At 56.8% G+C, this 27,000-nt stretch carries 21 protein-coding genes; 13 read left to right on the top strand and 8 right to left on the bottom strand.

Features of this window, described 5'->3' with window-relative positions:
- Nucleotide 1 precedes the first annotated feature (1 nt).
- The 3 genes from BLT77_RS18125 to pepQ are packed head-to-tail and all read right to left on the bottom strand — an operon-like array spanning nt 2 to nt 3,425.
- On the bottom strand, nt 2-1,459 hold the full coding sequence (locus BLT77_RS18125) for a TrkH family potassium uptake protein (protein ID WP_090368029.1): 1,458 nt from the start codon (nt 1,457-1,459) through the stop codon (nt 2-4).
- A gap of 35 nt (nt 1,460-1,494) precedes the next feature.
- Nucleotides 1,495-2,106, bottom strand: coding sequence for a YigZ family protein (locus BLT77_RS18120; RefSeq protein WP_090368027.1), 612 nt, complete (start codon nt 2,104-2,106; stop codon nt 1,495-1,497).
- A complete protein-coding gene (gene pepQ / locus BLT77_RS18115; RefSeq protein ID WP_090368025.1) occupies nt 2,106-3,425 on the bottom strand; it encodes a Xaa-Pro dipeptidase in 1,320 nt (439 codons plus the stop codon). Before pepQ ends, BLT77_RS18120 begins: the two co-directional genes overlap by 1 nt.
- 197 nt (nt 3,426-3,622) lie before the next feature.
- On the opposite strand from pepQ, the gene fadB reads away from it, so the two are divergent.
- The 4 genes from fadB (at nt 3,623) to BLT77_RS18095 (ending at nt 10,749) form a co-directional block, all read left to right on the top strand.
- Complete coding sequence (gene fadB / locus BLT77_RS18110) at nt 3,623-5,776, top strand: fatty acid oxidation complex subunit alpha FadB (protein WP_090368023.1); 2,154 nt, start codon at nt 3,623-3,625, stop codon at nt 5,774-5,776.
- Nucleotides 5,777-5,787: 11 nt separating this feature from the next.
- Nucleotides 5,788-6,951 (top strand): acetyl-CoA C-acyltransferase FadA, encoded by a 1,164-nt coding sequence (fadA, locus tag BLT77_RS18105; protein WP_090368021.1) that lies wholly within the window; start codon nt 5,788-5,790, stop codon nt 6,949-6,951.
- A gap of 152 nt (nt 6,952-7,103) precedes the next feature.
- Nucleotides 7,104-7,349: a sulfurtransferase TusA gene (tusA, locus tag BLT77_RS18100; RefSeq protein WP_176819381.1), complete on the top strand. Its 246-nt coding sequence runs from the start codon at nt 7,104-7,106 to the stop codon at nt 7,347-7,349.
- A gap of 226 nt (nt 7,350-7,575) precedes the next feature.
- Nucleotides 7,576-10,749: an amidohydrolase family protein gene (locus BLT77_RS18095; RefSeq protein ID WP_090368019.1), complete on the top strand. Its 3,174-nt coding sequence runs from the start codon at nt 7,576-7,578 to the stop codon at nt 10,747-10,749.
- A gap of 45 nt (nt 10,750-10,794) precedes the next feature.
- On the opposite strand, the gene BLT77_RS18090 is transcribed toward BLT77_RS18095, so the two are convergent.
- Nucleotides 10,795-11,373, bottom strand: a complete 579-nt coding sequence (locus tag BLT77_RS18090) for a DNA-3-methyladenine glycosylase I (protein ID WP_090368017.1) — start codon at nt 11,371-11,373, stop codon at nt 10,795-10,797.
- 122 nt (nt 11,374-11,495) lie between these two features.
- On the opposite strand from BLT77_RS18090, the gene glyQ reads away from it, so the two are divergent.
- The 3 genes from glyQ (at nt 11,496) to BLT77_RS18075 (ending at nt 15,754) form a co-directional block, all read left to right on the top strand.
- The gene (glyQ, locus tag BLT77_RS18085) at nt 11,496-12,407 is read left to right on the top strand and encodes a glycine--tRNA ligase subunit alpha (protein ID WP_090368015.1); all 912 of its coding nucleotides are present in this window, start codon (nt 11,496-11,498) and stop codon (nt 12,405-12,407) included.
- A 7-nt stretch (nt 12,408-12,414) separates the two neighbouring features.
- Complete coding sequence (gene glyS / locus BLT77_RS18080) at nt 12,415-14,487, top strand: glycine--tRNA ligase subunit beta (protein ID WP_090368013.1); 2,073 nt, start codon at nt 12,415-12,417, stop codon at nt 14,485-14,487.
- A gap of 229 nt (nt 14,488-14,716) precedes the next feature.
- Nucleotides 14,717-15,754 (top strand): GMP reductase, encoded by a 1,038-nt coding sequence (locus BLT77_RS18075; protein WP_090368012.1) that lies wholly within the window; start codon nt 14,717-14,719, stop codon nt 15,752-15,754.
- 299 nt (nt 15,755-16,053) lie between these two features.
- Here BLT77_RS18075 and gyrB read toward each other — a convergent pair whose 3' ends face one another.
- The 4 genes from gyrB to dnaA are packed head-to-tail and all read right to left on the bottom strand — an operon-like array spanning nt 16,054 to nt 22,046.
- Nucleotides 16,054-18,468 carry a DNA topoisomerase (ATP-hydrolyzing) subunit B gene (gene gyrB / locus BLT77_RS18070; protein WP_090368010.1) on the bottom strand — a complete coding sequence of 805 codons (2,415 nt, stop codon included), beginning with the start codon at nt 18,466-18,468 and terminating at the stop codon, nt 16,054-16,056.
- Between the two features lie 14 nt (nt 18,469-18,482).
- Nucleotides 18,483-19,550, bottom strand: a complete 1,068-nt coding sequence (recF, locus tag BLT77_RS18065; RefSeq protein WP_090368008.1) for a DNA replication/repair protein RecF — start codon at nt 19,548-19,550, stop codon at nt 18,483-18,485.
- Nucleotides 19,550-20,650 (bottom strand): DNA polymerase III subunit beta, encoded by a 1,101-nt coding sequence (dnaN, locus tag BLT77_RS18060; RefSeq protein WP_090368006.1) that lies wholly within the window; start codon nt 20,648-20,650, stop codon nt 19,550-19,552. Before dnaN ends, recF begins: the two co-directional genes overlap by 1 nt.
- A gap of 16 nt (nt 20,651-20,666) precedes the next feature.
- Nucleotides 20,667-22,046, bottom strand: coding sequence for a chromosomal replication initiator protein DnaA (gene dnaA, locus BLT77_RS18055; protein WP_028113192.1), 1,380 nt, complete (start codon nt 22,044-22,046; stop codon nt 20,667-20,669).
- A 415-nt stretch (nt 22,047-22,461) separates the two neighbouring features.
- On the opposite strand from dnaA, the gene rpmH reads away from it, so the two are divergent.
- The 6 genes from rpmH (at nt 22,462) to mioC (ending at nt 26,843) form a co-directional block, all read left to right on the top strand.
- Entirely contained in the window at nt 22,462-22,596 is a 135-nt protein-coding gene (gene rpmH / locus BLT77_RS18050; RefSeq protein WP_084144434.1) for a 50S ribosomal protein L34, read from the top strand.
- A 9-nt stretch (nt 22,597-22,605) separates the two neighbouring features.
- Nucleotides 22,606-23,010, top strand: a complete 405-nt coding sequence (rnpA, locus tag BLT77_RS18045) for a ribonuclease P protein component (RefSeq protein ID WP_090368004.1) — start codon at nt 22,606-22,608, stop codon at nt 23,008-23,010.
- Nucleotides 22,965-23,183 (top strand): membrane protein insertion efficiency factor YidD, encoded by a 219-nt coding sequence (gene yidD, locus BLT77_RS18040; protein ID WP_084144436.1) that lies wholly within the window; start codon nt 22,965-22,967, stop codon nt 23,181-23,183. The genes rnpA and yidD overlap by 46 nt, the downstream gene beginning before the upstream one ends.
- 18 nt (nt 23,184-23,201) lie before the next feature.
- The gene (gene yidC / locus BLT77_RS18035; RefSeq protein WP_090368002.1) at nt 23,202-24,818 is read left to right on the top strand and encodes a membrane protein insertase YidC; all 1,617 of its coding nucleotides are present in this window, start codon (nt 23,202-23,204) and stop codon (nt 24,816-24,818) included.
- Between the two features lie 104 nt (nt 24,819-24,922).
- Nucleotides 24,923-26,290 carry a tRNA uridine-5-carboxymethylaminomethyl(34) synthesis GTPase MnmE gene (gene mnmE, locus BLT77_RS18030; RefSeq protein WP_090368000.1) on the top strand — a complete coding sequence of 456 codons (1,368 nt, stop codon included), beginning with the start codon at nt 24,923-24,925 and terminating at the stop codon, nt 26,288-26,290.
- A 115-nt stretch (nt 26,291-26,405) separates the two neighbouring features.
- Nucleotides 26,406-26,843, top strand: a complete 438-nt coding sequence (mioC, locus tag BLT77_RS18025; RefSeq protein WP_090367998.1) for an FMN-binding protein MioC — start codon at nt 26,406-26,408, stop codon at nt 26,841-26,843.
- Nucleotides 26,844-27,000 lie beyond the last annotated feature (157 nt).

Genomic DNA, 27,000 nt, shown 5'->3' with positions numbered 1-27,000 from the left:
CTCAGCTCTTCCAGAACGCCGGTGTAAACAGCACCAACAGGGTAAAAATCTCGAGACGGCCAAACAACATCGCCAGCACCAGAATCCACTTGGAGACGTCACCGATGTCACCATAGTGGGAGGCGACCTGGCCCAGGCCGGGTCCCAGGTTATTCAGGCAGGCGGCCGTGGCACTGAAGGCCGAGATGTCATCCATGCCGGTGGCCAGCAACGCCACCAGGCACAGGGCAAACACCAGAGCGTACGCGGCAAAGAAACCCCACACCGCATCGATCACTCGATCAGGCACCGCTTTGTTATTGAGTCGAATGGAGAACATCGCGCGTGGGTGCACCAACCGCTTCAGCTCCCGGCCCCCCTGCAACAGCAGCAACACGAAACGCACGACCTTCATACCACCACCGGTGGATCCGGCACAGCCGCCCACGAAGCTGGACAGAATCAACAGCACGGGCAGGAACAACGGCCACTCAGAAAAACTGTGGGTACCGAAGCCGGCGGTAGTGGAGATGGACACCGCCTGGAACAGGGCATAGTCCAGTGTCGACTCCGGCGAATCGTAGATGCCGCTGTCCAGCAGCACCAGGAAACACAACAGGGTTAGCGCCAGCTGAAACAGGAGAAACACCCGCACTTCGGCATCGCGCCAATAGTTACGCAGGTTCAGCCCCCGACGGCTGAAGGCACCGAAATGAAGGCTGAAATTGACACCGGCAATCAACAGGAACACCACGCAGATGGTGTTGATCATCTGGCTGTTAAACGCCCCCATGGATTCGTCGTAACTGGAAAAACCACCGATAGATACGGTGGAAAAGGCATGGCCGATGGCATCAAAGGTACTCATGCCCGCCAGCCAATAGGCACTGGCACAAGCAATGGTCAGCGCCAGGTAGATGTACCACAACGCCTTGGCCGTTTCCGCGATGCGGGGAGTCATCTTGTTGTCTTTGACCGGCCCGGGGGTCTCACAGCGGTACAACTGCATTCCACCAATGCCGAGCATCGGCAGGACGGCCACCGCCAAGACAATGATCCCCATCCCACCCAGCCATTGCAGCAGGTGCCGATAGAACAACACCGCTTTAGGCAGGTGATCCAGCCCGGTGATCACCGTCGCCCCTGTGGTGGTCAGGGCCGAAAACGACTCAAAGAAGGCATCGCTGGTGGACAGCGCCGGTTCGGATGAGAGCAGAAACGGAATGGCACCGATGGATCCCAGCACCGTCCAGAACAACACCACAATCAGAAACCCTTCCCGGGCTTTCAACTCCTCTTTGGTGTTGCGGTTAGGGTACCAGGCCAGCAAGCCGATGATCAGGCTGATCACCAGCGCCTGCATAAAGGTAGACCCTTCGCCATCCTTATAGATCACGGCAATCAATGCCGGAGGCACCATGGTCAGGCTAAACAGCATCACCAGCAGGCCGATAATGCGAACAATCGAACGATATTGCATCAGAGTTTTTGATTTCTATTGTTGGCGTACTGCATTTAATCCCACTCTACCTGCAACCGTCCCTGACTGCTTTGAGCCAATTGCAGAGTGAAGTTGTGTTTGTGTTCCAATGGCAAAGCCAGCCTATAACTTACTTGTTGTTCAAAGGACTGGGAAACTATTTTGCCATCAAACTGCGACAGCCAGTGTTCCAGGTTTGGCTGATCGGCATAGCTGACCTGAATGCGGCCCTCAATCAAGGGGACAAAAGGCTCGGTGGGCAGGGTTTGCAGTGCCAGCTTCACCCCTGAAGAGTAAGCGCGCACTAACCCGCCAACCCCCAGTTTGGTGCCACCGTAATAGCGAATCACCACGGCAGCCAGCTGACCGACGTCCGCCCCCAACACCACATTGAGCATTGGCCTGCCGGCGGATCCCGCCGGTTCGCCATCATCGCTGGCACCGATGTCCCGAGTGTCTCCGGGGGGACCAGCATTAAACGCCAGACAGTGATGGCTGGCTTCCGGGTGTTGCTGGCGAGCCAGTTGCTGCAACGCCCGCGCCTGTTTGCCCTCGGTCACCGGGGCAATCCAGGTGATAAAGCGACTGCGCTTGATCACCTCTTCTACCTCATAGTGACCGCAGGGAACGAGAAAACTGCCAGACATCAGGCCAGGCCTAGATCCCGGGTCAGGTTCTCGACTCTGTCCGAATGAATCACAATGTCATCCTCAATGCGAACACCGCCGTAAGGGCGCAGGGCATCGATGCCCGCCTGGTTCAGCATTGAGCTCGCTTCCCCTTTAAGGTTGTTAAGCAGGGAGTCGATGATGTACAGGCCAGGCTCAATGGTCACTACCATGCCTGGCTCAATCAGGCGGGTGCAGCGCAATGCCGGATGCTCATCAGGTGCGGCCAGGTGTGTCCCTTGCGGATCCTGCATAAAGCCACCGACATCATGAACCTGCAAACCGATCTGATGGCCCAGTCCATGGGGGAAGAAGGCCGCCGTTACCCCGTTGGCAATCAATGCCTCATCGGATCCCGCCGCCAGATCAAATTGACGCAGCATCTGGGCCACCCGCTGGTGCATCGCCAGATGCAGATCGGTATAACGCATTCCAGGTGTAATGGTGTCGATCAGAGCCTGCTGGTGGCTATCCATGGTCGCCACCAACTCGGCAAACTTTGACTGCGGGTCAAACGCATAAGTCCGAGTGATGTCTGAGGCATAACCATGAAAACTGGCACCGGCATCCAGCAGGAAGCTGCGCAGTTGTTCGGGCGCGGTTTTCTGCAACTTGGTGTAGTGCAAAATGGCGCTGTTTTCATTAAGGGCCACGATGTTGCCGTAAGGCACGTCATTCTCGCCGTGCTGAGTGGCGCAGAGATAGGCCAGTTGAATATCAAACTCACTCTTCTGACCGAAGAACGCATCCCGGGCCGCCTCATGACCACAGACCGCCACTTCACTGGCAATACGCATGCACGCCAGCTCATAGTCGGTCTTATAGGCGCGGTGATAGTGCAGGAAGTCCATCACCGGCTTGGGGTTGATCCGAGTCAACCCCCACTCGGACGCCTGCTCAGGGTGCTCACCAATGTAGGCAAAATTGGCCAGCGAGGCCGGCAGCAACGCCCGTGCCTGCTCGGGTTTCTCTATGACCTGAAGGTCGACAAACTCGGTCCAGAAATCGGTCGGAAGTGGCGGCACCTTGTGCCAGAAATCCACCGGGCGATAAAACAGCAGTGCCGGTTTATGGCCGGGACGAATCAGCAGGACACAGTGCGGATTGTCGATGACCGGAAGCCAATGTTTAAAGTGAGGATTGGGTTTGAACGGGTAGTCCATATCATCGAGGAAGATCCGCTGCGGTTGCCCGGAGTGAATCACCATGCCATCCAACCCCTGTTGGGCCAATATGGTGTCACTGCGTTGCGACAATTCTGCAATGTGAGCCTGATAAAGAGGCGCTAAACGTTCCATGACCATCTCTTCTTAATAACGGGTGTCGAATTGGCCGCCAGTGTAACACAGTCACTCCGCCGACAATCCCTAGCTCATTCAGCCGATGTTAAACAGGTGTTTTAAATAGGTGTTGCAATTTATTGTGACGCAGGACACACTTTGAGTAATCGGTCACTAATTGGACGTGACCCCCCGCGGTAAAAAGGAAACCAAGCATGATTTTTCAAAGCAGCTCCATTGTGGTCAGCTGGCTGGAACCCGGTATCGCCAATCTGTGCTTTGACTCGGCCGGTTCAGTCAATAAGTTTGACCAGTCCACTCTGAACGATTTCGATCAGGCTCTGACCGCCCTGGCCCAGGAAAATGACCTCAAAGGGGTGGTGGTCAGCAGTGGGAAAGATGCCTTCATCGTTGGCGCTGACATCACCGAATTTTTGGGCCTGTTCGCCGAGCCGGAGCAGACCCTGAATAACTGGGTGGTGGAGGCCAATGCGGTCTTCAATAAGCTGGAAGACCTGCCGGTCCCCACCATCGCCGCCGTGCGTGGCTATGCCCTGGGTGGCGGCTGCGAAGCCATTCTTGCCTGTGATCTGCGCGTCGGTGATACCACCGCCCGCATCGGCCTGCCAGAGACCAAGCTGGGGATCATTCCCGGCTTCGGGGGCACCGTTCGCCTGCCACGGGTCATTGGGGCCGACAACGCCATGGAGTGGATCACCACCGGTCAGGAAAATCGCGCCGACGCCGCCCTGGCTGTAGGCGCCCTGGATGCGGTTGCCGCCGACGGCAAACTGATGGACGCGGCCATCAAGATGCTGAAGCAAGCCATCACCAAAGAGATTGACTGGCAGGCCCGTCGTCAACGCAAACTGAGCCCGCTGAACCTGTCCCAGATTGAAGCGGCCATGTCATTCAATACCGCCAAAGGCATGGTGGCGATGAAGGCCGGCCCGCACTACCCGGCCCCCCACGCTGCGGTACGCTTACTGGAAACCGCCGCCGGTTGTGGCCGTACCGAAGCCCTGAACGCCGAGGCCGCCGCCTTCATCAAGCTGGCGAAAGGCGACGTCGCACAGGCGCTGGTCGGCATCTTCCTCAACGACCAGTTCGTCAAAGGCAAGGCTAAAAAGGCCGGCAAGCAAGCCCGCGAGTTCAATAGCGCCGCAGTGATCGGCGCAGGCATCATGGGGGGCGGCATCGCCTACCAGTCGGCGCGCAAAGGCGTACCCGCAGTGATGAAAGACATCGCCCAGCCGGCGTTAGACCTGGGTCTGAATGAAGCTGCCAAGTTGCTGGCCAAACAGGTTGAACGGGGCCGGATGAAACCCGCCGCCATGGCCAAGGTACTGAATAACATCGTGCCGTCACTGGACTACTCCGCCATCAAAGACGCCGACGTGGTGGTCGAAGCGGTGGTAGAGAACCCCAAGGTGAAATCCATTGTCCTCGCGGAAGTGGAACAGACCCTGCGCGACGACGCCGTCCTGACCTCCAACACCTCGACCATCTCCATCAATGCACTGGCTAAAAGCCTGAAACGGCCAGAGAACTTCTGCGGCATGCATTTTTTCAACCCGGTACACCGAATGCCTTTGGTCGAGATCATTCGCGGAGAAAACAGCAGCGAAGAGACCATCTCCACCGTGGTCGCCTACGCTGCCAAGATGGGCAAGACCCCCATCGTCGTGAACGATTGCCCCGGCTTTTTTGTCAACCGCGTGCTGTTCCCCTACTTCTTTGGTTTCAACCTGCTGCTGCGCGATGGCGCCGACTTCCAGCAGATCGACAAGGTAATGAGCAAGCAATTTGGCTGGCCCATGGGACCGGCTTACCTGCTGGACGTTGTCGGCATCGATACCGCCCACCACGCGGTTGCCGTGATGGCCGAAGGCTTCCCGACCCGTATGAGCAAAACCTTCCGCGACGCGGTCGACATTCTGTTTGAAGCCGAACGTTACGGTCAGAAGAACGGCAAGGGCTTCTACCAGTACGCACCCGATCGCAAAGGCAAACCGAAGAAGAGCGTCGATGAGTTTACCCTGGCGGTACTGAAAGGCGCCTACGGCGACAGCAAGCCATTCGAGGCGGACGAGATCATCGCTCGCACCATGATTCCCATGATCAACGAAACCGTACGCTGCCTGGAAGAAGGCATCGTTGCCACTCCGGCGGAAGCGGACATGGCGTTGGTGTACGGCATCGGCTTCCCTCCGTTCCGGGGCGGTGTATTCCGCTACCTGGATACGCTGGGGCTGAAGCAGTACGTGGCCATGGCCGACCGCTTTGCACACCTGGGCGAGATGTACCAGGTTACCGACAAATTGCGTGAAATGGCCGCCAATGGCGACCGTTTCTATTCAGCGAAATAAGGAGATTGGCAATGAAACACGCGGTAGTCGTAGATTGCATCCGCACCCCTATGGGCCGTTCCAAGGGTGGGGTATTCCGCAACGTTCGTGCTGAGACCCTATCAGCACAACTGATGAAACAGTTGCTGCTTCGCAACCCTCAGGTGGATCCGGAAGAGATAGAAGATGTGATCTGGGGGTGTGTACAGCAAACCCTGGAACAGGGCTTCAATGTGGGCCGTAACGCCGCCCTGCTGGCCGGATTGCCCAAGTCCGTCGGTGGCGTGACCGTTAACCGCTTGTGTGGCTCATCGATGCAGGCGATACACGACGCCTCCCGGGCCATCATGCTGGACGAAGGCGACATCTTTATCGTCGGTGGCGTCGAGCACATGGGCCACGTGCCCATGAACCATGGTGTCGATTTCCACCCCGGTCTGGCCAACAACGTTGCCAAGGCCGCCGGCATGATGGGATTGACCGCCGAGATGCTGGGTAAGATGCACGGCATCAGTCGCCAGGCTCAGGACGAGTTTGGTGCCCGCTCTCATCAGCGTGCCCACCACGCCACCCTCGAAGGGCGCTTCAATAACGAACTCGTCGCCATCGAAGGCCACGATGCCGATGGCGCCCTGATCCGGGTTACCCAGGATGAGGTGATTCGCCCTGAAACCACCGTCGAAAGCCTTGGCGCCCTGCGCCCGGTATTCGATCCGGTCAATGGCACCGTCACCGCCGGAACCTCGTCGGCGCTGTCCGACGGCGCCTCTGCCATGCTGTTGATGAGTGAAGACAAAGCCAAGGCTCTGGGCTTGCCAATTCGCGCCAGAATCCGCTCCATGGCCATCGCCGGTTGCGACCCCTCCATCATGGGCTATGGCCCGGTACCGGCCACCCACAAAGCTCTTAAGCGGGCCGGCCTGACCATGGCCGATATTCAACAGGTTGAGTTGAATGAAGCCTTTGCCGCCCAATCCCTGCCTTGTGCCAAGGATCTGGGACTGCTGGATAAAATGGATGAGATGGTTAACCTCAACGGCGGCGCCATCGCCCTGGGTCACCCCTTGGGCTGCTCCGGAGCCCGCATCTCTACCACGCTGATCAACCTGATGGAGCATCGCGACGTCGAGTTGGGACTGGCTACCATGTGCATCGGCCTGGGTCAGGGCATTGCCACCGTCTTTGAGCGCGTATAAGCGGCGCTGCAGCCGCCACGCAAAAGGGAAGCCTCGGCTTCCCTTTTTTTGTGATCGGGTAGGTTAAATAGTGTTCAAACCATCGTCATGGCTTGCGTCACCGACCCAGCGGCGTATCATATCCGCCCAGTTTTAGAGAATGGGCTCCCCTGATGTCACACAGCTTTACCGATGCCACCCACACCCTCGACGCCATCGGCCTGCGTTGCCCAGAGCCGGTGATGATGGTGCGTAAAACGGTGCGAAAAATGGAACAGGGCGACACCCTGCTGATTACCGCTGATGATCCCTCCACTACCCGCGACATTCCCAGCTTTTGTCGCTTTATGGATCACACCCTGCTGGCCAGCCAGGTGGACAATGCGCCCTACCAGTACCTGATTCAAAAAGGCAACTGAACGGCAACACACACATGTCGTTGCAAAAAAGCCGTTTATCGCGGCTTTTTTTGTCTCTGTGCCCGTAAATGCAACCCCAACCCCAATCCGCCGGACAGCCTACCCCCATTCCAAGCATGAACAGCATAAGCCGCTGATTCACTCCTGAGTGTTCTGTATTCAATATTCCGCCCTTTCAGTAGACTCGTCGCAATTCCACAAAACCAGAACAACGACAGGGAGTCCTATGTCAGCCTTATTCCCCTTAAGAGTCAGCTTGCTGACCGCAGGGTTGCTTTTGAGCAACCCTCTGTTCGCCACCGACGCCCCCGGCTGGAGCGTCAATCAGCCTCAAGGGCCTCTGAAATCCATCAATATCGACGTCACCCAGGGCACCTGGATGAACGTCGACATCAGCCCGGACGGCAGCACCCTGGTGTTCGATCTGCTCGGCGACATCTACCAGATGCCTATTGATGGCGGCGAAGCGACGCCGCTGATAAAAGGCATTGCCTGGCACATGCAACCCAGATTCAGCCCAGACGGCAAGTACATCGCCTTTACCTCCGATCAGGATGGCGGCGATAACATCTGGATCATGAATGCCGATGGCAGCGAACCACGCCCGGTATCGTCGGAAAACTTCCGCCTGCTGAACAGTCCGACCTGGAGTCCGGATAGCCAGTACCTGGTGGGCCGTAAGCACTACACCGCCCAGCGCAGCCTGGGGGCCGGCGAGGTGTGGATGTACCACATCCAGGGCGGCGACGGCATTCAGCTCACCGAGCGCCCCAATGACCAGAAGGATCTCGGCGAACCGGCCTTTTCTCCCGACGGCCGTTACCTGTACTTTTCTCAGGATGCCACCCCGGGAAAGACCTTCCACTACTCCAAGGATTCGGTGCAGGGAATCTATAAGATCAAGCGCTATGACCGCCACAGTGGTGACATCGATGTGTTGCTCAGCGGCACCGGCGGCGCCATCCGCCCCACTCCCAGCCCGGATGGAAAAACCCTTGCCTACATCAGCCGTGATGGCTTCCAGACCAGCCTGTACCTGTATGACCTGCAGTCAGGACAGAAACGAAAAATCTACGACCGCCTGGATAGGGACATGCAGGAGACCTGGGCCATACACGGGGTCTACCCGACCCTCGCCTGGACCCCTGACAACAACCAACTGCTGTTCTGGGCAGGCGGTCAGATTCACAAGCTCAATGTGCAATCCGGCGAGTCACAACTGGTCCCGTTCCATGTGGCGACCAACAAACAGGTTCAACCGGCGGTGCGCTTCAGCCAACAGCTGGATCCGGATCAGTTTGACGTCAAGATGTTGCGCCAGGTGCAGGTGTCACCCGATGGCAAGACCGTGGTGTTTGAGGCGTTGGGCAAGCTGTGGCAGCGGCCGGTGAGCGGTGGCAAACCCCAGCGAGTCACTACCAGCCAGCAAGGGTTCGAACTGTTCCCGCAATTCTCCCGCGATGGCAAGCAGCTGGTCTTCGCCAGCTGGCACGACGACCAGCAGGGCGCCATCAAGGTGATGAACCTGAAACGCGGCAAAGTCACCACCCTGACCACCCAGCCGGGCAAATACGTCGAACCCACCTTCAGCCCCGACGGTCGCACCGTGGTGTACCGCAAGATTAACGGCGGCTACATCACCCCAACAACCTGGAACACCGATCCGGGCATCTATCGGGTTGATGCCAAAGGTGGCACACCATTGATGATCAGTGACTGGGGCAGCATGCCCCATTTCGGCAACCGCAATGACCGCCTGTTCCTGACCACCCGCTCCGACGACAAGCCGGCGCTGGCCAGTGTGAATCTGGATGGGTTTGATAAGCGGGTACACTTTACCTCGGATCACGCCACCGAGTTTCATGTGGCACCTGACGGTCGCAAGCTGGCCTTCGCCGAGCGCTTCAAAGTGTTCCTGACCCCCTTTGCCAGCCACGGCGAAACTCAGCACATCGGACCCAATGGCGGAGGCCTGCCGGTGAAGCAGCTGTCACAGCGGGCGGGCGAAAACCTCAGCTGGAACCCGGCCGCCACCGGCCTGTACTGGTCTTTAGGGCCGGAACTGTATCAGGCCAATATCGAGCAGCTGTTTGATCCCGGCCAGCCCGAGGTCAAACCGGCATCGGTCACCGACATCGGCTTTAAGGCCAACACCTATGTTCCACGTGAAACCATCGCCTTTGTCGGTGGCCAGGTGATCACCATGCAGGGTGACCGAATCATTCAGGACGGCGTGGTCATCGTCGAGGGCAACCGCATCACCGCCGTCGGTAGCAATGATCAGATCAGCATTCCCGCGGGCACCCGCACCATCAACATCAAAGGGAAAACCCTGATGCCCGGCCTGTTTGATGCGCATGCCCACGGCAGCCAGGGAAACAATGAGATCATTCCCGAGCAGAATCGCATCAACTACGCCAGCCTGGCGCTCGGTGTCACCAGCATTCACGATCCCTCCAACGATACCACCGAGGTGTTTGCTGCCAGTGAGTTGCAAAAATCCGGTGACATCGTCGGGCCGAGAATTTTCTCCACCGGCACCATCCTGTATGGCGCCAACGGTCCCGGCTACACCGCCCATGTCGACAGCCTGGAAGACGCCAAATTCCACCTGGAGAGGCTGAAGAAGGTGGGCGCCTTCTCGGTCAAGAGCTACAACCAACCAAGGCGGAATCAGCGCCAACAGATCATCGCTGCCGCTCGTGAGCTGGAGATGATGGTGGTGCCCGAAGGGGGCAGTCTGTTGCAGCACAACCTGACCATGATCGCCGACGGCCACACCGGCATTGAACACGCCATTCCGGTGGCCAATATCTACGATGACATTAAGCAATTCTGGCGCCAGACCGACGTCGGCTACACTCCAACCCTGGTGGTGGCCTACGGTGGCATCTGGGGTGAAAACTACTGGTACGACAAAACCGAGGTGTGGAAGCACCCTCGCCTGTCCAAGTACGTGCCTCAGGAGATTTTGCGCCCACGGGCAATGCGTCGCACCACCGCGCCAGACGAGCACTACAACCATTTTAATGTGGCCAGGGTCGCCAATGAACTCAGACAGCTGGGGATCCCCAGCAACATCGGCGCCCACGGCCAGCGGGAAAGCCTAGGGGCCCACTGGGAGATGTGGATGTTTGCCCAGGGGGGCATGAGCAACCTGGAGGCACTGAAGACCGCCACCATTAATCCGGCCCGCCACTTTGCCATGGATCATCAGATTGGCAGCATCGAAACCGGTAAGCTGGCGGATCTGATCGTCATCGACGGCGACCCACTCCGCAACATTCGTGACTCCGACAGGGTTCACTACACCATGGTGGGTGGCCGGCTGTACGACGCCGACACCATGAATGAGTTGAACGGGAAACGGCGCCAGCGGGCACCGTTCTACTTCGAGTAACCCCCGTCAGTCGCATTTCAGGGCCGCCCGTCATGGCGGCCCTTTTTACTGGCTCAGTTGCCGGCACTCCTGATAACTCGGGCAGGTCACCAGATGGTCATTGATCATGCCAACGGCCTGCATAAAGGCGTAACAGATGGTGGTACCCACAAAGCTGAAACCGGCCTTCTTCAGCGCCTTGCTCATGGCATCGGACTCGGCGCTTCGAGTGGGGAAGTCATCACCGGGCTTAAGGGCGTTGTCGATGGGCTGACCGCCGACAAAGGACCATAGATAATCAGAGAAATCGAAGCCCTGCTGCTGCAGCGCCATATAGGCTTTGGCGTTTTTAATGATCGAGTTGACCTTGAGCCGGTTGCGGACGATGCCGGGGTCCAGCAGCAACTGTTCGACCCGGGCCTCATCAAACTCGATAATCCTGACGGGATCAAACTGCTCAAACACTTCGAAGTAGTGGCCGGTCTTACGCAAAATGATCAACCAGGACAGCCCGGCTTGCTGGCCATCAAGGCACAGCTTGGCAAACAGCTCCCGATTATCCCGCACCGGCCGTCCCCACTGGGTATCGTGGTATTCGACGTATTGCGGATCGGTTCCACACCATGAACAACGTTGTTTATCCATCTATTGGCCATACCTTTATTAACACGACAAAAATTAGCCTACATACCAGCCCTCTCAGAAGGTATACTAACCAGCATTTCGCGCAAGTTTCACGCCATTTAGACGTATCCAGGTGATACCCCATGCAAAAGTTTGACGTCAAGACCTTCCAGGGTCTGATCCTGCAACTGCAGGACTTCTGGGCTCGCCAGGGCTGTACCGTGGTGCAGCCACTGGACATTGAAGTGGGAGCGGGCACGTCCCACCCCATTACGTGCCTTCGTGCCATCGGCCCTGAGCCGTTTGCCGCTGCTTATGTGCAGCCTTCCCGTCGTCCTACCGACGGTCGCTACGGTGAGAACCCGAACCGTCTGCAGCACTTCTACCAGTTTCAGGTGATCATCAAGCCGTCACCGGCCGAGATTCAGGAGCTGTATCTGGAGTCTCTGCGTGAGCTGGGCATCGATACCGATATCCACGACATCCGCTTCGTTGAAGACAACTGGGAAAACCCGACTCTGGGTGCCTGGGGTCTGGGCTGGGAGGTTTGGCTCAACGGCATGGAGGTAACCCAGTTTACCTACTTCCAGCAAGTGGGCGGCCTCGATTGCAAGCCGGTCACCGGTGAGATCACCTACGGCCTCGAGCGTCTGGCGATGTACATTCAGGGCGTGGACAACGTTTACGATCTGGTGTGGTCCGACGGCCCGCTGGGCATCACCAGTTACGGTGATGTGTTCCATCAAAACGAAGTGGAACAATCCACCTACAACTTCGAGCACGCCGACGTCGACTTCCTGTTTACCTTCTTCGACCAGTGTGAGAAGGAAGCGCGCCATTTGCTGGATCTTGAAAAGCCGCTGCCGCTGGCGGCGTACGAGCGCATCCTCAAGGCTGGTCACGCCTTCAACCTGCTGGATGCCCGCAAGGCGATCTCAGTCACCGAGCGTCAGCGCTACATTCTGCGGATTCGCACCCTGACCAAAGCCGTAGCCGAAGCCTATTACGCTTCCCGTGAAGCCCTGGGCTTCCCAATGTGTCAAAAGGAGCAGTGATAGAATTATGGCTACTGAAACCTTTCTGGTAGAACTGGGCACCGAAGAGTTGCCACCGAAAGCCCTGCGAACGCTGGGTGAAGCGTTTCGCGACAACCTGGTTGATGCCCTGGCCAAGGCTGAGCTGAGCCACGGCGAGGTTGAGTGGTTTGCCGCTCCCCGCCGCATGGCCGTTAAGATTGCCGCCATGACCGACGCACAGCAAGACAAAGTGGTGGAGAAGCGTGGCCCGGCCATCAAGTCGGCCTTCGACGCCGACGGCAACCCCACCAAGGCGGCCCAAGGCTGGGCCCGGGGCAACGGCATCAGCGTCGATCAGGCCGAACGCCTGGTCACCGACAAAGGCGAATGGCTGCTGCATCGCGCCGAGGTTAAGGGCAAACCGGCAGCCGAACTGCTGCCCGCCCTGGTGGCCGACGCCCTGTCCAAGCTGCCAATTCCCAAGGCGATGCGTTGGGGCTCCAGCGACATTCAATTTATCCGACCGGTCCACACCCTGACGCTGCTGTTGGGCAGCACCAGTCTGGATGCCGAAATCCTGGGCATCCGCAGCGGCCTGACCATCAAGGGTCACCGCTTTATGGGCGCCCAGGAACTGACGCTGGATCACGCCGAAGACTACCCACAGCGGCTGCTGGAAACCGGCAAAGTCGTGGCCGATTACGAGCAACGTAAAGCCACCATCAAGGCCGACATCGAAGCCGCGGCGCAACAGATTGGCGGCAATGCCGATCTGGATGACGAACTGCTGGAAGAGGTCACCTCGCTGGTGGAATGGCCGGTGGTCATGATCGCCTCTTTCGAACCGGAGTTCCTCAAGGTACCGGCAGAAGCACTGGTGTACACCATGAAGGGCGACCAGAAGTACTTCCCGGTCTACGACCAGGCCGGCGAGCTGATGCCCAAGTTCATCTTCGTTGCCAACGTCGAATCCAAGGATCCTGCCCAGGTTATTGATGGTAACGAAAAGGTGGTTCGTCCCCGCCTGGCCGACGCCGAGTTCTTCTTCAATACCGATAAAAAGCAGAAGCTGGTTGAGCAGCTGCCGAAGCTGGACAGCGTACTGTTCCAGAAGCAGCTTGGCACACTGAAAGACAAAACCGACCGGATTCAGGCACTGGCAGAGTACATCGCTGCCGGTATCGGCGCCGATACCACCCACGCCTCACGTGCCGGCCTGCTGTGTAAGTGTGACCTGATGACCTCCATGGTGTTCGAGTTCACCGACACCCAGGGCATCATGGGCATGCATTACGCCCGCCATGATGGAGAAGCCGAAGAGGTCGCCGTAGCGCTGAACGAGCAGTATATGCCCCGTTACAGCGGTGACGACCTGCCGCATTCCGGCGTAGCACAAGCCCTGGCACTGGCCGACAAGCTGGATACCCTGGTGGGCATCTTCGGAATTGGTCAGGCTCCCAAGGGCGCCGCTGATCCGTTCGCCCTGCGCCGGGCGGCCATCGGTGCGCTGCGGATCATCGTCGAGAAAGGGCTGGTCCTGGACCTGGTAGACCTGACCGCCAAGGCCCAGTCTCTGTTTGGTGACAAGCTGACCAATAATACCGTCTGCGAAGACGTCATCGAGTTCATGCTGGGCCGCTTCCGCGCCTGGTATCAGGATGAGGGTTACCCGGTCGACGTCATTCAGGCGGTACTGGCTCTGCGCCCCACTCGCCCGGTCGACTTCGATCGCCGCGTTAAGGCCGTTCAGAGCTTCCGCTCCCTGGACGCCGCCCAAGCCCTGGCGGCCGCCAACAAGCGCGTGGGTAACATTCTGGCCAAATCGGATGCCCCACTGGCAGATGCCATCGACGCCAGCCTGCTGCAAGAGAGCGCCGAGAAGGCTCTGGCAGAGGCGATTCTGGACGCCCAGGACAGAGTGCTGCCCCTGTTTGCCGAAGGCAACTACAGCGACGGCCTGAGCCAACTGGCCAGCCTGAGAGCAACCATCGACAACTTCTTTGAAGAGGTGATGGTCAACGCCGACGACCCGGCTCTGAAAGCCAACCGCCTGGCGATGCTGAATCAACTGCGGGGCTTGTTCCTGCAGGTGGCCGACATCTCGCTGCTGCAACAGTAAGTCACCCTTGCCACGTGGCTGAAAAAGCCGCCCTTTCCAGGGCGGCTTTTTATTGTTCATAAATAAGAACAAAGCGTTTTTGTGATTTTAATTGCCTTCTGGCGTTTTCAACATAGAATGTCGAAAACCGGTGCGTACGACCACTTTTATGGTCTCAGTGCATCGGTGCATCCCTTCCAGAAGTGCCGATTCCTGAGCCCCCCTATTTCGTAGTATTCGGGAATCGATCATGCATATTGAAGCTGACATCAAACTGGGTTTTAAAGACGTCCTGTTCCGGCCCAAGCGCTCCACCCTGGCCAGCCGTTCACAAGTTGATATTCGTCGTACCTTCCTGTTCAAGCACGCCAAAGAGTGCTGGACTGGCGTGCCGGTTATCGCCGCCAATATGGATACCGTCGGCACCTTCGAGATGGCCGAAGCCCTGGCCGTACATGGCATGCTGACCGCCGTACACAAGCACTACAGCGTTGACCAATGGCAGCAATGGCTGCAGGATAAAGACGCCGATTTCTTCGAGCGCATCATGGTGTCCACCGGCGTGTCCGACAATGACTTTATCAAGCTGGGGCAGGTTATGGCGCTGGACTCACGCCTGAGGTTCATCTGCATCGACGTCGCCAACGGCTATCAACAGAGTTTTGTCGACTTCGTCCGCCGAGTACGAGCTAATTACCCGGATCAGGTGATCGTCGCCGGTAATGTGGTCACCGGCGAGATGGTGGAGGAGTTGCTGATCAGCGGCGCCGACATCGTCAAAGTGGGCATCGGTCCCGGCTCAGTGTGCACCACTCGAGTCAAGACCGGGGTGGGTTACCCCCAGTTGTCCGCCGTTATCGAGTGCGCTGATGCCGCCCATGGCCTCGGTGGCCAGATCATCAGTGATGGCGGATGCAGTTGCGCCGGCGACGTGTCCAAAGCCTTTGGTGGCGGCGCCGACTTTGTAATGATCGGCGGTATGTTTGCCGGCCACGATCAAAGCGGCGGTGAAACCATCGACAAGGATGGCAAAGCCTACCGCGCCTTTTATGGCATGAGTTCCTCCACCGCCATGGATAAATACTCCGGCGGAGTGGCCAACTACCGTGCGTCGGAAGGTAAGACCGTTATGGTGCCCTACCGCGGTGACGTCGAGTTTACCGTGCAAGACATCCTGGGAGGCGTACGCTCCACCTGCACCTATGTGGGGGCCGCCAAGCTAAAGGAGCTGACCAAGCGCACCACCTTCATTCGGGTTCAGGAGCAGGAAAACCGCGTCTTTAACTGATGTTCCACGTGGAACAGCGGTTGAGTTTAGGGGCATCGCCGGTAACGGCGGTCCCCTTTTTGTTGTGTAGGTTATCCAGATCAACCGTCTATGTTTCACGTGGAACATTGACGACAGCGATGGCCCACTCATCACACGACTGTCTCTTTCGGCGACCCATCCCATGCCAGGACATGTCACCAACGGTGACATGCTGAACCGTATCGCACCATCCTGCGGGCTAAAACAAACCCAGCCCTTGAGGTGAAGACAAAAAAAGGGGCCCGATGTGGGCCCCTGTTCGTGCTCGCAAACCCGGACTAGACGTCCAGGTTGGCCAGCAGAGCGTTCTGCTCAATGAAGTCACGACGCGGCTCGACCTGGTCACCCATCAGGGTGGTAAACAGCTGGTCACAGGCGATGGCGTCTTCGATGGTTACCTTCAACATGCGACGAGCTTCCGGATCCATGGTGGTTTCCCACAACTGCTCCGGGTTCATCTCACCCAGTCCTTTATAGCGCTGAATGTACAGACCGCGTTTGGACTCGTTCATCAACCAGTTGAGGCCCTGCTCAAAGGTAGTGATCGGGAAACGTCGCTCGCCACGACTGATGTAGCCGCCCTCTTCGATCAGATCCGCCACCTGCTCGCCCAGGGCAACAATGGCTTTGTAATCCGGGGACTGCAGAAAGTCATAAGTCAGCAGATACTCGTGGTCGATACCATGTTGACGCAGAATCAACTTCGGCACGTACACCCCACGTTCGGCATCAAACTCCACCTCGGCGCGATAGTAGGAACCGTCGCCTTCAGTTTCGGTCACATCATTGGCAAAGGCTTCCGCCCAATCCAGCACCGTCGACTCAGACTTAATGGCTTCATCACTCAAACCGCCGGCATAGATCAACGCCTTCACCAGGTTACGGGGGAAGCGGCGGCTCTGACGATCGATAACCGATTCAACGCTGCGGAACTGGTTCACCAGCGACTCGAGACCGGTATCGCTGATACCCGGCGCCTCGGCGTTAACGTGCAGCGCCGACTTCTCCAGTGCCAGAGTGGTCAGGTACTCGGTCAACGACTCATCGTCTTTGATGTAGCGCTCCTGCTTACCCTTCTTCACCTTATACAATGGTGGTTGAGCGATGTAGATATAACCCCGCTCGATCAGTTCAGGCATCTGGCGATAGAAGAAGGTCAACAGCAGCGTACGAATGTGCGAGCCGTCGACATCCGCATCGGTCATGATGATGATGTTGTGGTAACGGGTCTTCTCCGGGTCATAATCGTCACGACCGATGCCACACCCCAGGGCAGTAATCAGCGTGGCGACCTCCTGAGAAGAGAGCATCTTATCGAAGCGGGCCTTCTCAACGTTGAGGATTTTACCCTTCAACGGCAGAATGGCCTGAGTCTTACGGTTACGACCCTGCTTGGCGGAACCGCCGGCCGAGTCACCCTCCACAATGTAGATTTCAGACAGGGCCGGGTCCTTTTCCTGGCAGTCCGCCAGTTTGCCGGGTAACCCGGCCAGATCCATCGCCCCTTTACGGCGGGTCATCTCCCGCGCCTTGCGTGCGGCTTCCCGAGCTCGAGCGGCATCGATGATCTTGTTCACCACCGACTTGGCATCATTGGGATTTTCCAGCAGGTAGTCAGACAGCTTTTCGCCCATCGCCTGCTCAACGGCGGTCTTCACTTCCGAAGACACCAACTTATCTTTAGTCTGAGATGAGAACTTGGGATCCGGTACCTTGACCGAGATAACCGCAGTCAGACCTTCGCGGGCATCGTCACCGGTGGCGCTGGTCTTGTTCTTCTTGTTGAAGCCCTCTTTCTCCATGTAGGAGTTCAGGGTCCGGGTCAATGCCGCCCGGAAACCGGCCAGGTGAGTACCACCGTCGCGCTGTGGAATGTTGTTGGTAAAGCAGTAGATGCTCTCTTGGAAACCATCGTTCCACTGCATGGAGACTTCCACCGCGATGCCGTCTTCCCGCTCCAGGTTGAAGCTGAAGGCCATGGGATGAATCGGGGTTTTGTTCTGGTTCAGGTATTCAACGAACGCCTGGATACCGCCTTCATAGCAGAAGTGGTCGTTCTTACCGTCGCGCTCATCCAACAGTTTAATGGACACACCGGAGTTCAGGAACGACAGTTCACGCAGGCGCTTGGCCAGAATCTCGTAGTGAAACTCAATGTTAGAGAACGTGCCCGGACTCGGCCAGAAGCGAATGGCGGTACCGGTCTTATCGGTATCGCCCACTGCCGCCACCGGCGATTCTGGCTCGCCAAGGCGATAGATCTGCTGATGCACTTTACCCTGACGACGAATGGTCAGTTCCAGCTTATCGGACAAGGCGTTCACCACTGACACACCCACACCGTGCAAGCCACCAGACACCTTATAGGAGTTGTCATCGAACTTACCGCCGGCGTGCAGCACGGTCATGATCACTTCTGCAGCGGAGACCCCCTCTTCCGGGTGAATGTCGACGGGAATGCCGCGACCGTCGTCCTGTACCGACACAGAACCATCGAGGTGGATGGTGACAATGATGTCATTACAGTGACCCGCCAATGCCTCATCAATGGAGTTATCGACCACCTCGAACACCATGTGGTGCAGGCCGGTGCCATCGTCGGTGTCGCCAATATACATACCTGGACGCTTACGCACTGCGTCCAGACCTTTCAGGACCTTAATACTTGAGGATCCATAGCTTTGTTCTGACATACGCTTGTCTCTGGTTAACTATCCTTTGTGGTGACCTGGCCATGCTCCACGTGGAACACTCGCTGCCAACTCATCATTGCCAACTGTTCTGGATCAATGGCAGTCACAAAAACCTGACTGCCGGTTTGCTCCAGTTGACTCAACAGCTGAGTCCGTTTCTCCGAATCCAACTCTGATGCCAAGTCATCAACTAAATAAATGCACTGTTTCTGGTGTTGCTCACTCAGCAACACTCCTTGGGCGATCTTGAGGGCGCACACCAGCAACTTCAGCTGGCCACGGGATAACACATCCTGAACGGGTATGTTATTAACCCTCAGTCTCAGATCGGCTTTATGTGGTCCGGATACTGTGTAGCCTAATTGCTTATCACGGTGGAGCTGTGACTCCAGTATCTGTTCTATCGGGGTCTTTGAGTCCCAGCCCTGACTGAACGATACCCGTACCGGAACGTTGGGTAAAAACGTCCCTATTATACCCTTCAATACGCCATTTAACGAGTCTACCCACGCTCGCCGTCTCAGGGTTAATTCATTGCTATAATGGGCCAATTGTTTGTCCCAGATGGCAATCTGCCGATCGTCCGCCTGGCTTCGTAACAATTGATTCCGCTGCTTAAGCAAACGTCGGCAACGAGCCCAGATCAGGTGGAACTGAGGGTCACTGTGAAATGCCCCCCAATCGATGTACTCCCGCCGGGCCTTGGGTCCGTCGAGCAGCAAGGCAAAACTCTCCGGGGTGATCAACTGCAGCGGCAACAACTTCGCCAACTGGGCCAGCTTTTCCGGACGCTCACCATTGATTCTGGCCTCGACCTCACCCTGGCGATTGCGCCTGAAACCCAGCCGTTCTTCGTCTCCCATCCGGGCGAACAGGGTAAAAGCCTCCTGCTCGTACTGAATAACCCGTTGCGACTGGTGACTGCGAAACGACCGCCCAAGGCTCAAAAACCAGATAGCTTCCAATACGCTGGTTTTGCCACTGCCATTGGCGCCGTGGATAAGATTAAGGCCGCCGGCAGGGCGAATGTCGGCGGCCTTGATGTTTCTGAAGTGAGTCAGCGACAGCTGTTGAATGGCCATTACAAGCGCATCGGCATCACTACGTACAGTGCCTCGTCGTCTTCCACATTTTCAAACAGGGCACTGTTATTGGCGTCACTCATGATCAGTTTAACCTGATCCCGCTTCAAGGCATTGAGCACGTCCAGCACATAACTAACATTAAAGCCGATCTCCAGCTCGCCATGGGGAAACTCCACATCGAGCATCTCCACCGCCTCCTCCTGCTCCGGATTGTTGGCGGTGATCTTGAGTTCATTCTCAGCGAGGTTAAGCCGCACGCCACGGAACTTTTCGTTGGACAGAATTGCCGCTCGGGCAAAGGAGTTGCGCAGCACCTCTCGATCCGCAATCAACACCTTGTCGCCGCCTTGCGGCAACACCCGACGATAGTCGGGGAAGCGTCCGTCCACCAGCTTGGAAGTAAAGATGGCGTCTTCGGTAATGGCCCGAATGCTGCCGTTACCGATGCACAGGGTAATGTCGGCGTCTTCCTCACCGAACAGGCGCACCAGCTCCACCACCCCTTTGCGAGGCACAATCACCTGCTTCTCCGGCAACTGCGCCTCGATGGTGCGGTAGCTGACCGCCAGGCGGTGACCATCGGTGGATACCGTCCGCAGTACGTTATTATCGGTCTCAAACAGCATGCCGTTGAGGTAGTAACGCACATCCTGGTTAGCCATGGAGAACTGAGTGGCTTCGATCAGCTGTTTCAGTACCCCTTGCTTAAGAGTGAACTGCACCTCCTCCTGCCAGTCACCCATGTTGGGGTAATCTTCGGCGGGCAAGGTGGTCAGGTTAAACCGGCTGCGGCCGGAACGAATCATCAGCCGATTGTCCTGCTGCTCAATCTGGATATCGACCAGATCCGGCAGACTGCGACAGATGTCGAGAAACTTTCGAGCCGGCACGGTGGTGCGCCCTGGCACGACATTCCCCTCCAGCGGCGACTGGCCCACCAGCTCCACCTCCAGGTCGGTACCGGTCAGCTTAAGTAAGTGATCACTTACTTCCAGCAGCACGTTTGACAGGATTGGCAGGTTATGGCGACGTTCTACGGCACCGGAAACCAACTGCAGTGGTTTCAGTAATGCTTCGCGATTGATGGTAAATTTCATCGTCAATTCTCAGAATTTAGGAGGAAAGGGTCCGAATCAGATTCGCGTAGTCTTCTTTGATATCGTGACTCTCTTCCCGCAACTGTTCGATCTTACGACAAGCATGCAGCACCGTCGTGTGGTCGCGGCCGCCAAAGGCATCGCCAATCTCGGGTAAGCTGTGGTTAGTCAGTTCTTTCGCCAGCGCCATGGCCACCTGTCGCGGCCGAGCAACGGAACGGGAACGACGTTTGGACAGAATATCTGCCACCTTAATCTTGTAGTACTCGGCAACCGTCTTTTGGATGTTGTCGATGGTCACCAACTTTTCCTGCAGAGCCAGCAAGTCCCGCAGCGCTTCACGAACGAAGTCAATGGTGATTGGCCGTCCGGTAAAGTTGGCATTGGCGATAACCCGGTTAAGCGCCCCTTCCAACTCTCGAACATTAGAACGTAACCGCTTGGCAATGAAAAAAGCAACTTCATCGGGCAGATGTATCTTACTCTCCTCAGCCTTGCGCATCAGGATGGCGACCCGGGTTTCCAGCTCCGGTGGCTCAATGGCCACGGTCAGTCCCCAGCCAAAGCGGGACTTCAGCCGGTCTTCCACCCCGTCGATCTCCTTCGGGTAGCGATCCGACGTCAAAATGATCTGGTGGTTGCCTTCCAGCAGAGCATTAAAGGTATGGAAGAACTCTTCCTGGGACCGGTCTTTATTGGCAAAAAACTGGATGTCATCGATCAGCAGGGCATCAACACTGCGATAGTAACGTTTGAATTCAGCGATGGCGTTGTTCTGCAACGCCCGCACCATATCCTGAACAAACCGCTCAGAGTGCATATAAACAATCTTGGCATTGGGGTTGTTCTTCAGGATGCCGTTGCCCACCGCATGCAACAGGTGGGTCTTACCCAGGCCGGTTCCGCCATACAGAAACAGGGGGTTATAGGCGCCGCCGGGGTTGTCCGAAACCTGGGTTGCGGCCGCGCGGGCCAACTGGTTGGACTTACCCTCAACAAAGTTGTCGAACTGATAGGTGCGATTGATGTTGCTGCGGGTATTGGCGGCATTGGGGCTCACCGGTGGTGGCTCGACGCTGCCCATAGGTGGAACCGGCTCCGGGGCCGATACGGTTTGAGCAGGACGAGGCTGAGCCGCAGGCGCCGCCACCGGGCGGCTGCCGATGTCGAATTTCAGGATCGGAGCCTGATCTCCCATAACCCCCTGGAAATAGCGATTAATTTGATCCAGGTACTTATCCCGGACCCAATCCAGCACAAACCGGTTAGGGGCGTATAAGGTGAGAGTTTGGTTGTCGAACTCAGCTTGAAGGGGTCGAATCCACATACTGAATTGCTGAGCCGGCAGCTCTTCCTGCAGGGTTGCTATGCATTGCTGCCAAACAGACAAAGTCACCGTAAATACTCCGAAATAAAGATCACCCAAAGGCGTAATTCTACTCCTCAAACTGGTCGATAGCCAGCCATTTACCGAAGTTATCCCCAATTTAGATCAGAGATCCTGGCCGCACTGATCGGCCCAAAAGGATCGTTGCGATCCCGGGCGAATCCCAGATGTCACAAGGACTGGAAAGGGATCAAAAAAGTCTCTATACTTCGCATCCGCGGGATCCGATCGCGATCGCGCTGTCTATATCTTGGGGTCAACACACAGTGTTATCCACAAGAAATGGGGGGTGAGGAACTTTATTGAAAAAACCTCATCCTCAGATTGACTATGCAGGTCGACTTTTAGTAAAATTCGGCCTCTTTTTTGAACCGATTCCACCGCATGTCGCGGGAGTCGAAGCTTAACTAACGGTAAAGAAGCTATGAAACGTACTTTTCAACCGAGCGTACTGAAGCGTAAGCGTAACCACGGCTTCCGTGCTCGCATGGCCACTAAAGCTGGTCGTCAAATCCTGGCACGTCGTCGTGCCAAAGGCCGTAGCCGCCTGTCTGCTTAATCATTGATTATGCACAGCGCATCAACGGTGCGTTATACCTTTGAGCGGGAGTTACGTCTGTTAACTCCCGCCCAATTCAAATCTGTCTTTGCTAATCCCGTCCGGGCAGCACATCCCCACTTGACCCTTCTCGCCATTCCCAATGAACTGTCACATCCCCGTTTAGGATTGACGGTGGCGAAAAAGCATGTCAAAAAGGCCTGTCAGCGAAATCGCATCAAACGTATCGTTCGAGACGACTTCCGCCGCCATCAACACGATCTCCCCGCAGTCGACATTGTCGCCATTGCAAAACGAGGCGTAGATGAACTGGACAATGCCACACTTCATAAATTGGTAGAGAAGCTTTTTCGAAAGCTGACGAAACGATGCAAAAGTTACTCATCGGATTCATCCGACTCTACCAAAGGTTGATTAGCCCGCTTTTGGGGCCAAATTGCCGATTTCAGCCAACTTGCTCGCATTATGCGATTGAGGCCATCACTGTGCATGGCTGTTTGAAAGGAAGTTGGTTAGCATTAAGACGCATAGTAAAGTGCCACCCTTTGCACCCGGGTGGACGTGATCCCGTACCTCCATCTAAATAAGGTAGAGCTTAACCGGCCATGGAATCTCAACGTAATCTACTTCTGGTAGGCCTATTGTTCGTCAGCTACTTGCTGTGGCAACAATGGCAATTAGACCAGAATCCTCAACCTGAAGCTGTTCAAACTACAGCCACCCAGGTGTCTAACGACGTCCCTCATAGTGCCGTCTCCCAGGACACCCTGCCGGAGCAAGCCGCCACCGGTGGCAAACTGGTCACCGTTACCACCGACACCCTGAAGCTGGTGATCGACACTCAAGGTGGTGACATTATCGAATCTTCGCTGCTGCAGTTCCCGCTGGAACAGGATCAACCTGAGCCGCTGAAACTGCTGCAACGCCACAACGGCTACAACTACGTCGCCCGCAGCGGACTGATCGGTGCCCAAGGCCCAGATTCAGCAGCTGAGCGTCCGACATTCCAAGTTGCCAGCAACAGCTACGACATGGGCAGCCAGGATCACCTGGTGGTGCCCATGAGCTTTGTGGATGCCAATGGCATTCAGTTTGAAAAGCGCTTCGTGTTCACCAAGGGCAAATACGATGTCCGGGTGGAGTATGTGGTGAACAACCAGTCTGCCAACAACGCCTCAATGCAGATGTTTGGCGAACTGCGTCAAAGCATTACCGCCGACGAAAGCAACATGATGATGCCCACCTACCGTGGGGGTGCCTACAGCACGGCCGACACACGTTATAAGAAGTACGACTTCGATGACATGAAAGACGCCGCACTCAACAAGCCGACTCAGGGCGGTTGGGTTGCCATGCTGCAGCACTATTTTGTGACCGCCTGGGTACCTGGTGCGGAGCAACAAAACGCCCTGTACTCCAAGGTGTACAGCAACGGAACCGAAGGCGCCATCGGCGTTAAACAACCGGTGACCACCGTGGCCGCCGGTAGCAGCGCTACCTTCGCCAGCGAACTGTACATCGGTCCTAAAAACCAGGAAGCCCTGTCGGCCCTGTCCGACTCCCTCAACCTGGTGGTTGATTACGGCTGGTTGTGGTTCATCGCCCAGCCACTGCACTGGTTGCTGACCATGCTGCAATCTCTGGTCGTCAACTGGGGTGTGGCCATCATCGGCATGACCCTGCTGGTTCGTGGTGCCCTGTACCCGCTGACCAAGGCCCAGTACACCTCCATGGCGAAGATGCGTAACCTGCAGCCTAAGATGGAAGAGCTGAAGAAGAAGTTTGGTGACGACCGTCAACGCCTGAGCCAGGGCATGATGGAGCTGTACCAGAAAGAGAAAGTGAACCCCATGGGCGGTTGTCTGCCGATGTTGCTTCAATTCCCTATCTTCATCGCCTTCTACTGGGTACTGCTGGAAAGCGTCGAACTGCGTCATGCACCGTTCGCGCTGTGGATTACCGATCTGTCGGTGAAAGACCCCTACTACATCCTGCCACTGCTGATGGGCCTGTCCATGTTCGTCATGCAGCGGATGCAGCCGGTCGCACCGGGCATGGATCCCATGCAGCAAAAGATGATGCAGTACATGCCGGTCATCTTTACCGTGTTCTTCCTGTGGTTCCCTTCCGGCCTGGTTCTGTACTGGCTGTTCGGTAACCTGGTGGCGATTACCCAGCAGTGGTTTATCTACCGCTCACTGGCGAAACAGGGTCTGAAATAACCCTGACCCCACTCGAAAGGCGGCAGCGATGCCGCCTTTTTTATGTCCGCTCCCAAGCTCAGGATTGATATACTGGCTTTTACTACGGCAACCCACAGATTCTCATGACTACCACAACAGACACCATCGTCGCCCAGGCGACGGCCACCGGTCGCGGTGGCGTCGGCATCGTTCGCATCTCGGGGCCTAACACCGAGGCCCTGGCCCAGACTCTGCTCGGCCGGATTCCCCGCACCCGCTATGCCGAATACCTGCCTTTTAAGGATCATCAGGGTATGGAGCTGGATCAGGGCATTGCGCTGCTGTTCAAAGCCCCCAACTCGTTTACCGGCGAGGATGTACTGGAACTGCAGGGCCACGGCGGTCCAGTGGTTCTGGATATGCTGCAACGGGCTATCATCGCCACCGGACTGGCCCGAAGCGCCCGTCCCGGTGAATTTTCGGAACGAGCCTTCCTCAATGACAAGCTGGACCTGGCCCAGGCCGAAGCCATCGCCGATCTGATTGAAGCCTCCTCGGAACAGGCCGCTCGCAGCGCCCTGAAATCCCTACAAGGGGAGTTCTCCGGCAAAGTGACCGAGCTGGTGGAGCAGTTGACAGTGCTGCGCATCTACGTCGAAGCCGCTATCGACTTCCCCGATGAAGAGGTGGATTTCCTGTCCGACGGTAAGATCTCTGCCGACCTGCAAAACGTTCAGGATCAACTGGCGGACGTGCGCGCCAGTGCCCGTCAGGGGGCCTTGATGCGTGAAGGGATGAAGGTCGTGATAGCCGGCCGCCCCAATGCCGGAAAATCCAGCCTGCTCAATGCCCTCGCCGGGCGTGAATCCGCCATCGTCACCGACATCGCCGGCACCACCCGAGATGTCCTGCGCGAGCACATTCACATCGATGGTATGCCTCTGCACATCATCGATACCGCCGGATTGCGTGAAGCCAGTGACGAAGTGGAGCGCATCGGTATCGAGCGCGCCTGGGAGGAGATCCATCAGGCGGATCGGGTTCTGCTGATGGTGGACGGTACCGAAACCAGTGAAACCCAACCGGAGCAGATCTGGCCAGAGTTTATTGAGCGGCTGCCGAGCGACATGGGCTTGACCATCATTCGCAACAAGGTCGATCTCACCGGCGAAGCCCAGCTGACCGACGACGATCATCGTTACCCGCTATTTAAGCTGTCAGCCAAGACCGGAGATGGCTTGGAACCGTTAAAACAGCACCTGAAAGCCTGTATGGGCTACCAGGGCAGCGCTGAAGGCGGCTTTATGGCCCGGGGCCGACACCTGGAAGCCCTGGCACGGGCCGATGAACACCTGTTGATGGGACGGGAACAGTTGGAGGTGTTTCAGGCAGGAGAACTGCTGGCAGAGGAGCTGAGACTGGCTCAGCAGGCATTAACCGAGATCACCGGCGAGTTCAGCTCTGACGATCTGCTCGGGCGCATCTTCTCCTCCTTCTGCATCGGCAAATAACCCACCCCCAATACCAGGCCCGCCATTGTGCGGGCTTTTTAATGCCTGAAATCCCTGTTGTGACCGTCCGGGAAGTTGCCATAATGGCGTCACATTCAAACACAGGACCCTATCTATGACCCAACTTGCCGTTATTGTCGGTACCACCATGGGCGGTGCCGAGGCCGTGGCAGACGAGCTGGCAGAGAAGCTGGCTCAGCATCAGATCCAGTGCCATCAATTCCTGGATCCGACACTGGAACAGCTGACAAACTTCTCCCACTGGCTGGTTGTTACCTCCACTCACGGTGCCGGCGATCTTCCAGATAACCTACTTCCCCTGGCCAATAGCCTGGAATCTGCCCAATTATCCGGCACTCAATTTGCGATTTGCGGCATAGGCGACAGCAGTTACGACACATTCTGTGGCGCCGCCCGAACCCTGAATCGACTTCTTCAACAGGCCGGCGCCCATGCCCTTGTGAATAAGATCGAGATCGATGTGCAGGCCGTCGATCTACCAGAGGATCGGGCTTTGGAGTGGATCGACGAGCTGATCACGATCCTTAACTGAGATCCTTATGCACAAGGCCCACAAAGTTACTCACAGATTAGATCTTAATTCACAGGGATCTGTGGGTAACATTGGATCAAACTGGGATCAACTTAGGGATTAATCCACGCCCCGGATCAACGGGATCGAGGCCTGTGTATAAAAGGGCGATCTACCC

This window comes from Ferrimonas sediminum (genome assembly GCF_900100175.1).
GTDB lineage: Bacteria > Pseudomonadota > Gammaproteobacteria > Enterobacterales > Shewanellaceae > Ferrimonas > Ferrimonas sediminum.
Note: the sequence above shows the minus strand (reverse complement) of the source record. Positions and strands in the feature narration are given on the sequence as shown.

Coding starts and splice junctions, on each gene's coding strand:
- BLT77_RS18125 (WP_090368029.1), bottom strand. CDS start 1,459: ATGCAATATCGTTCGATTGTTCGCATTATCGGCCTGCTGGTGATGCTG.
- BLT77_RS18120 (WP_090368027.1), bottom strand. CDS start 2,106: ATGTCTGGCAGTTTTCTCGTTCCCTGCGGTCACTATGAGGTAGAAGAG.
- pepQ (WP_090368025.1), bottom strand. CDS start 3,425: ATGGAACGTTTAGCGCCTCTTTATCAGGCTCACATTGCAGAATTGTCG.
- fadB (WP_090368023.1), top strand. CDS start 3,623: ATGATTTTTCAAAGCAGCTCCATTGTGGTCAGCTGGCTGGAACCCGGT.
- fadA (WP_090368021.1), top strand. CDS start 5,788: ATGAAACACGCGGTAGTCGTAGATTGCATCCGCACCCCTATGGGCCGT.
- tusA (WP_176819381.1), top strand. CDS start 7,104: ATGTCACACAGCTTTACCGATGCCACCCACACCCTCGACGCCATCGGC.
- BLT77_RS18095 (WP_090368019.1), top strand. CDS start 7,576: ATGTCAGCCTTATTCCCCTTAAGAGTCAGCTTGCTGACCGCAGGGTTG.
- BLT77_RS18090 (WP_090368017.1), bottom strand. CDS start 11,373: ATGGATAAACAACGTTGTTCATGGTGTGGAACCGATCCGCAATACGTC.
- glyQ (WP_090368015.1), top strand. CDS start 11,496: ATGCAAAAGTTTGACGTCAAGACCTTCCAGGGTCTGATCCTGCAACTG.
- glyS (WP_090368013.1), top strand. CDS start 12,415: ATGGCTACTGAAACCTTTCTGGTAGAACTGGGCACCGAAGAGTTGCCA.
- BLT77_RS18075 (WP_090368012.1), top strand. CDS start 14,717: ATGCATATTGAAGCTGACATCAAACTGGGTTTTAAAGACGTCCTGTTC.
- gyrB (WP_090368010.1), bottom strand. CDS start 18,468: ATGTCAGAACAAAGCTATGGATCCTCAAGTATTAAGGTCCTGAAAGGT.
- recF (WP_090368008.1), bottom strand. CDS start 19,550: ATGGCCATTCAACAGCTGTCGCTGACTCACTTCAGAAACATCAAGGCC.
- dnaN (WP_090368006.1), bottom strand. CDS start 20,650: ATGAAATTTACCATCAATCGCGAAGCATTACTGAAACCACTGCAGTTG.
- rpmH (WP_084144434.1), top strand. CDS start 22,462: ATGAAACGTACTTTTCAACCGAGCGTACTGAAGCGTAAGCGTAACCAC.
- rnpA (WP_090368004.1), top strand. CDS start 22,606: ATGCACAGCGCATCAACGGTGCGTTATACCTTTGAGCGGGAGTTACGT.
- yidD (WP_084144436.1), top strand. CDS start 22,965: ATGCAAAAGTTACTCATCGGATTCATCCGACTCTACCAAAGGTTGATT.
- yidC (WP_090368002.1), top strand. CDS start 23,202: ATGGAATCTCAACGTAATCTACTTCTGGTAGGCCTATTGTTCGTCAGC.
- mnmE (WP_090368000.1), top strand. CDS start 24,923: ATGACTACCACAACAGACACCATCGTCGCCCAGGCGACGGCCACCGGT.
- mioC (WP_090367998.1), top strand. CDS start 26,406: ATGACCCAACTTGCCGTTATTGTCGGTACCACCATGGGCGGTGCCGAG.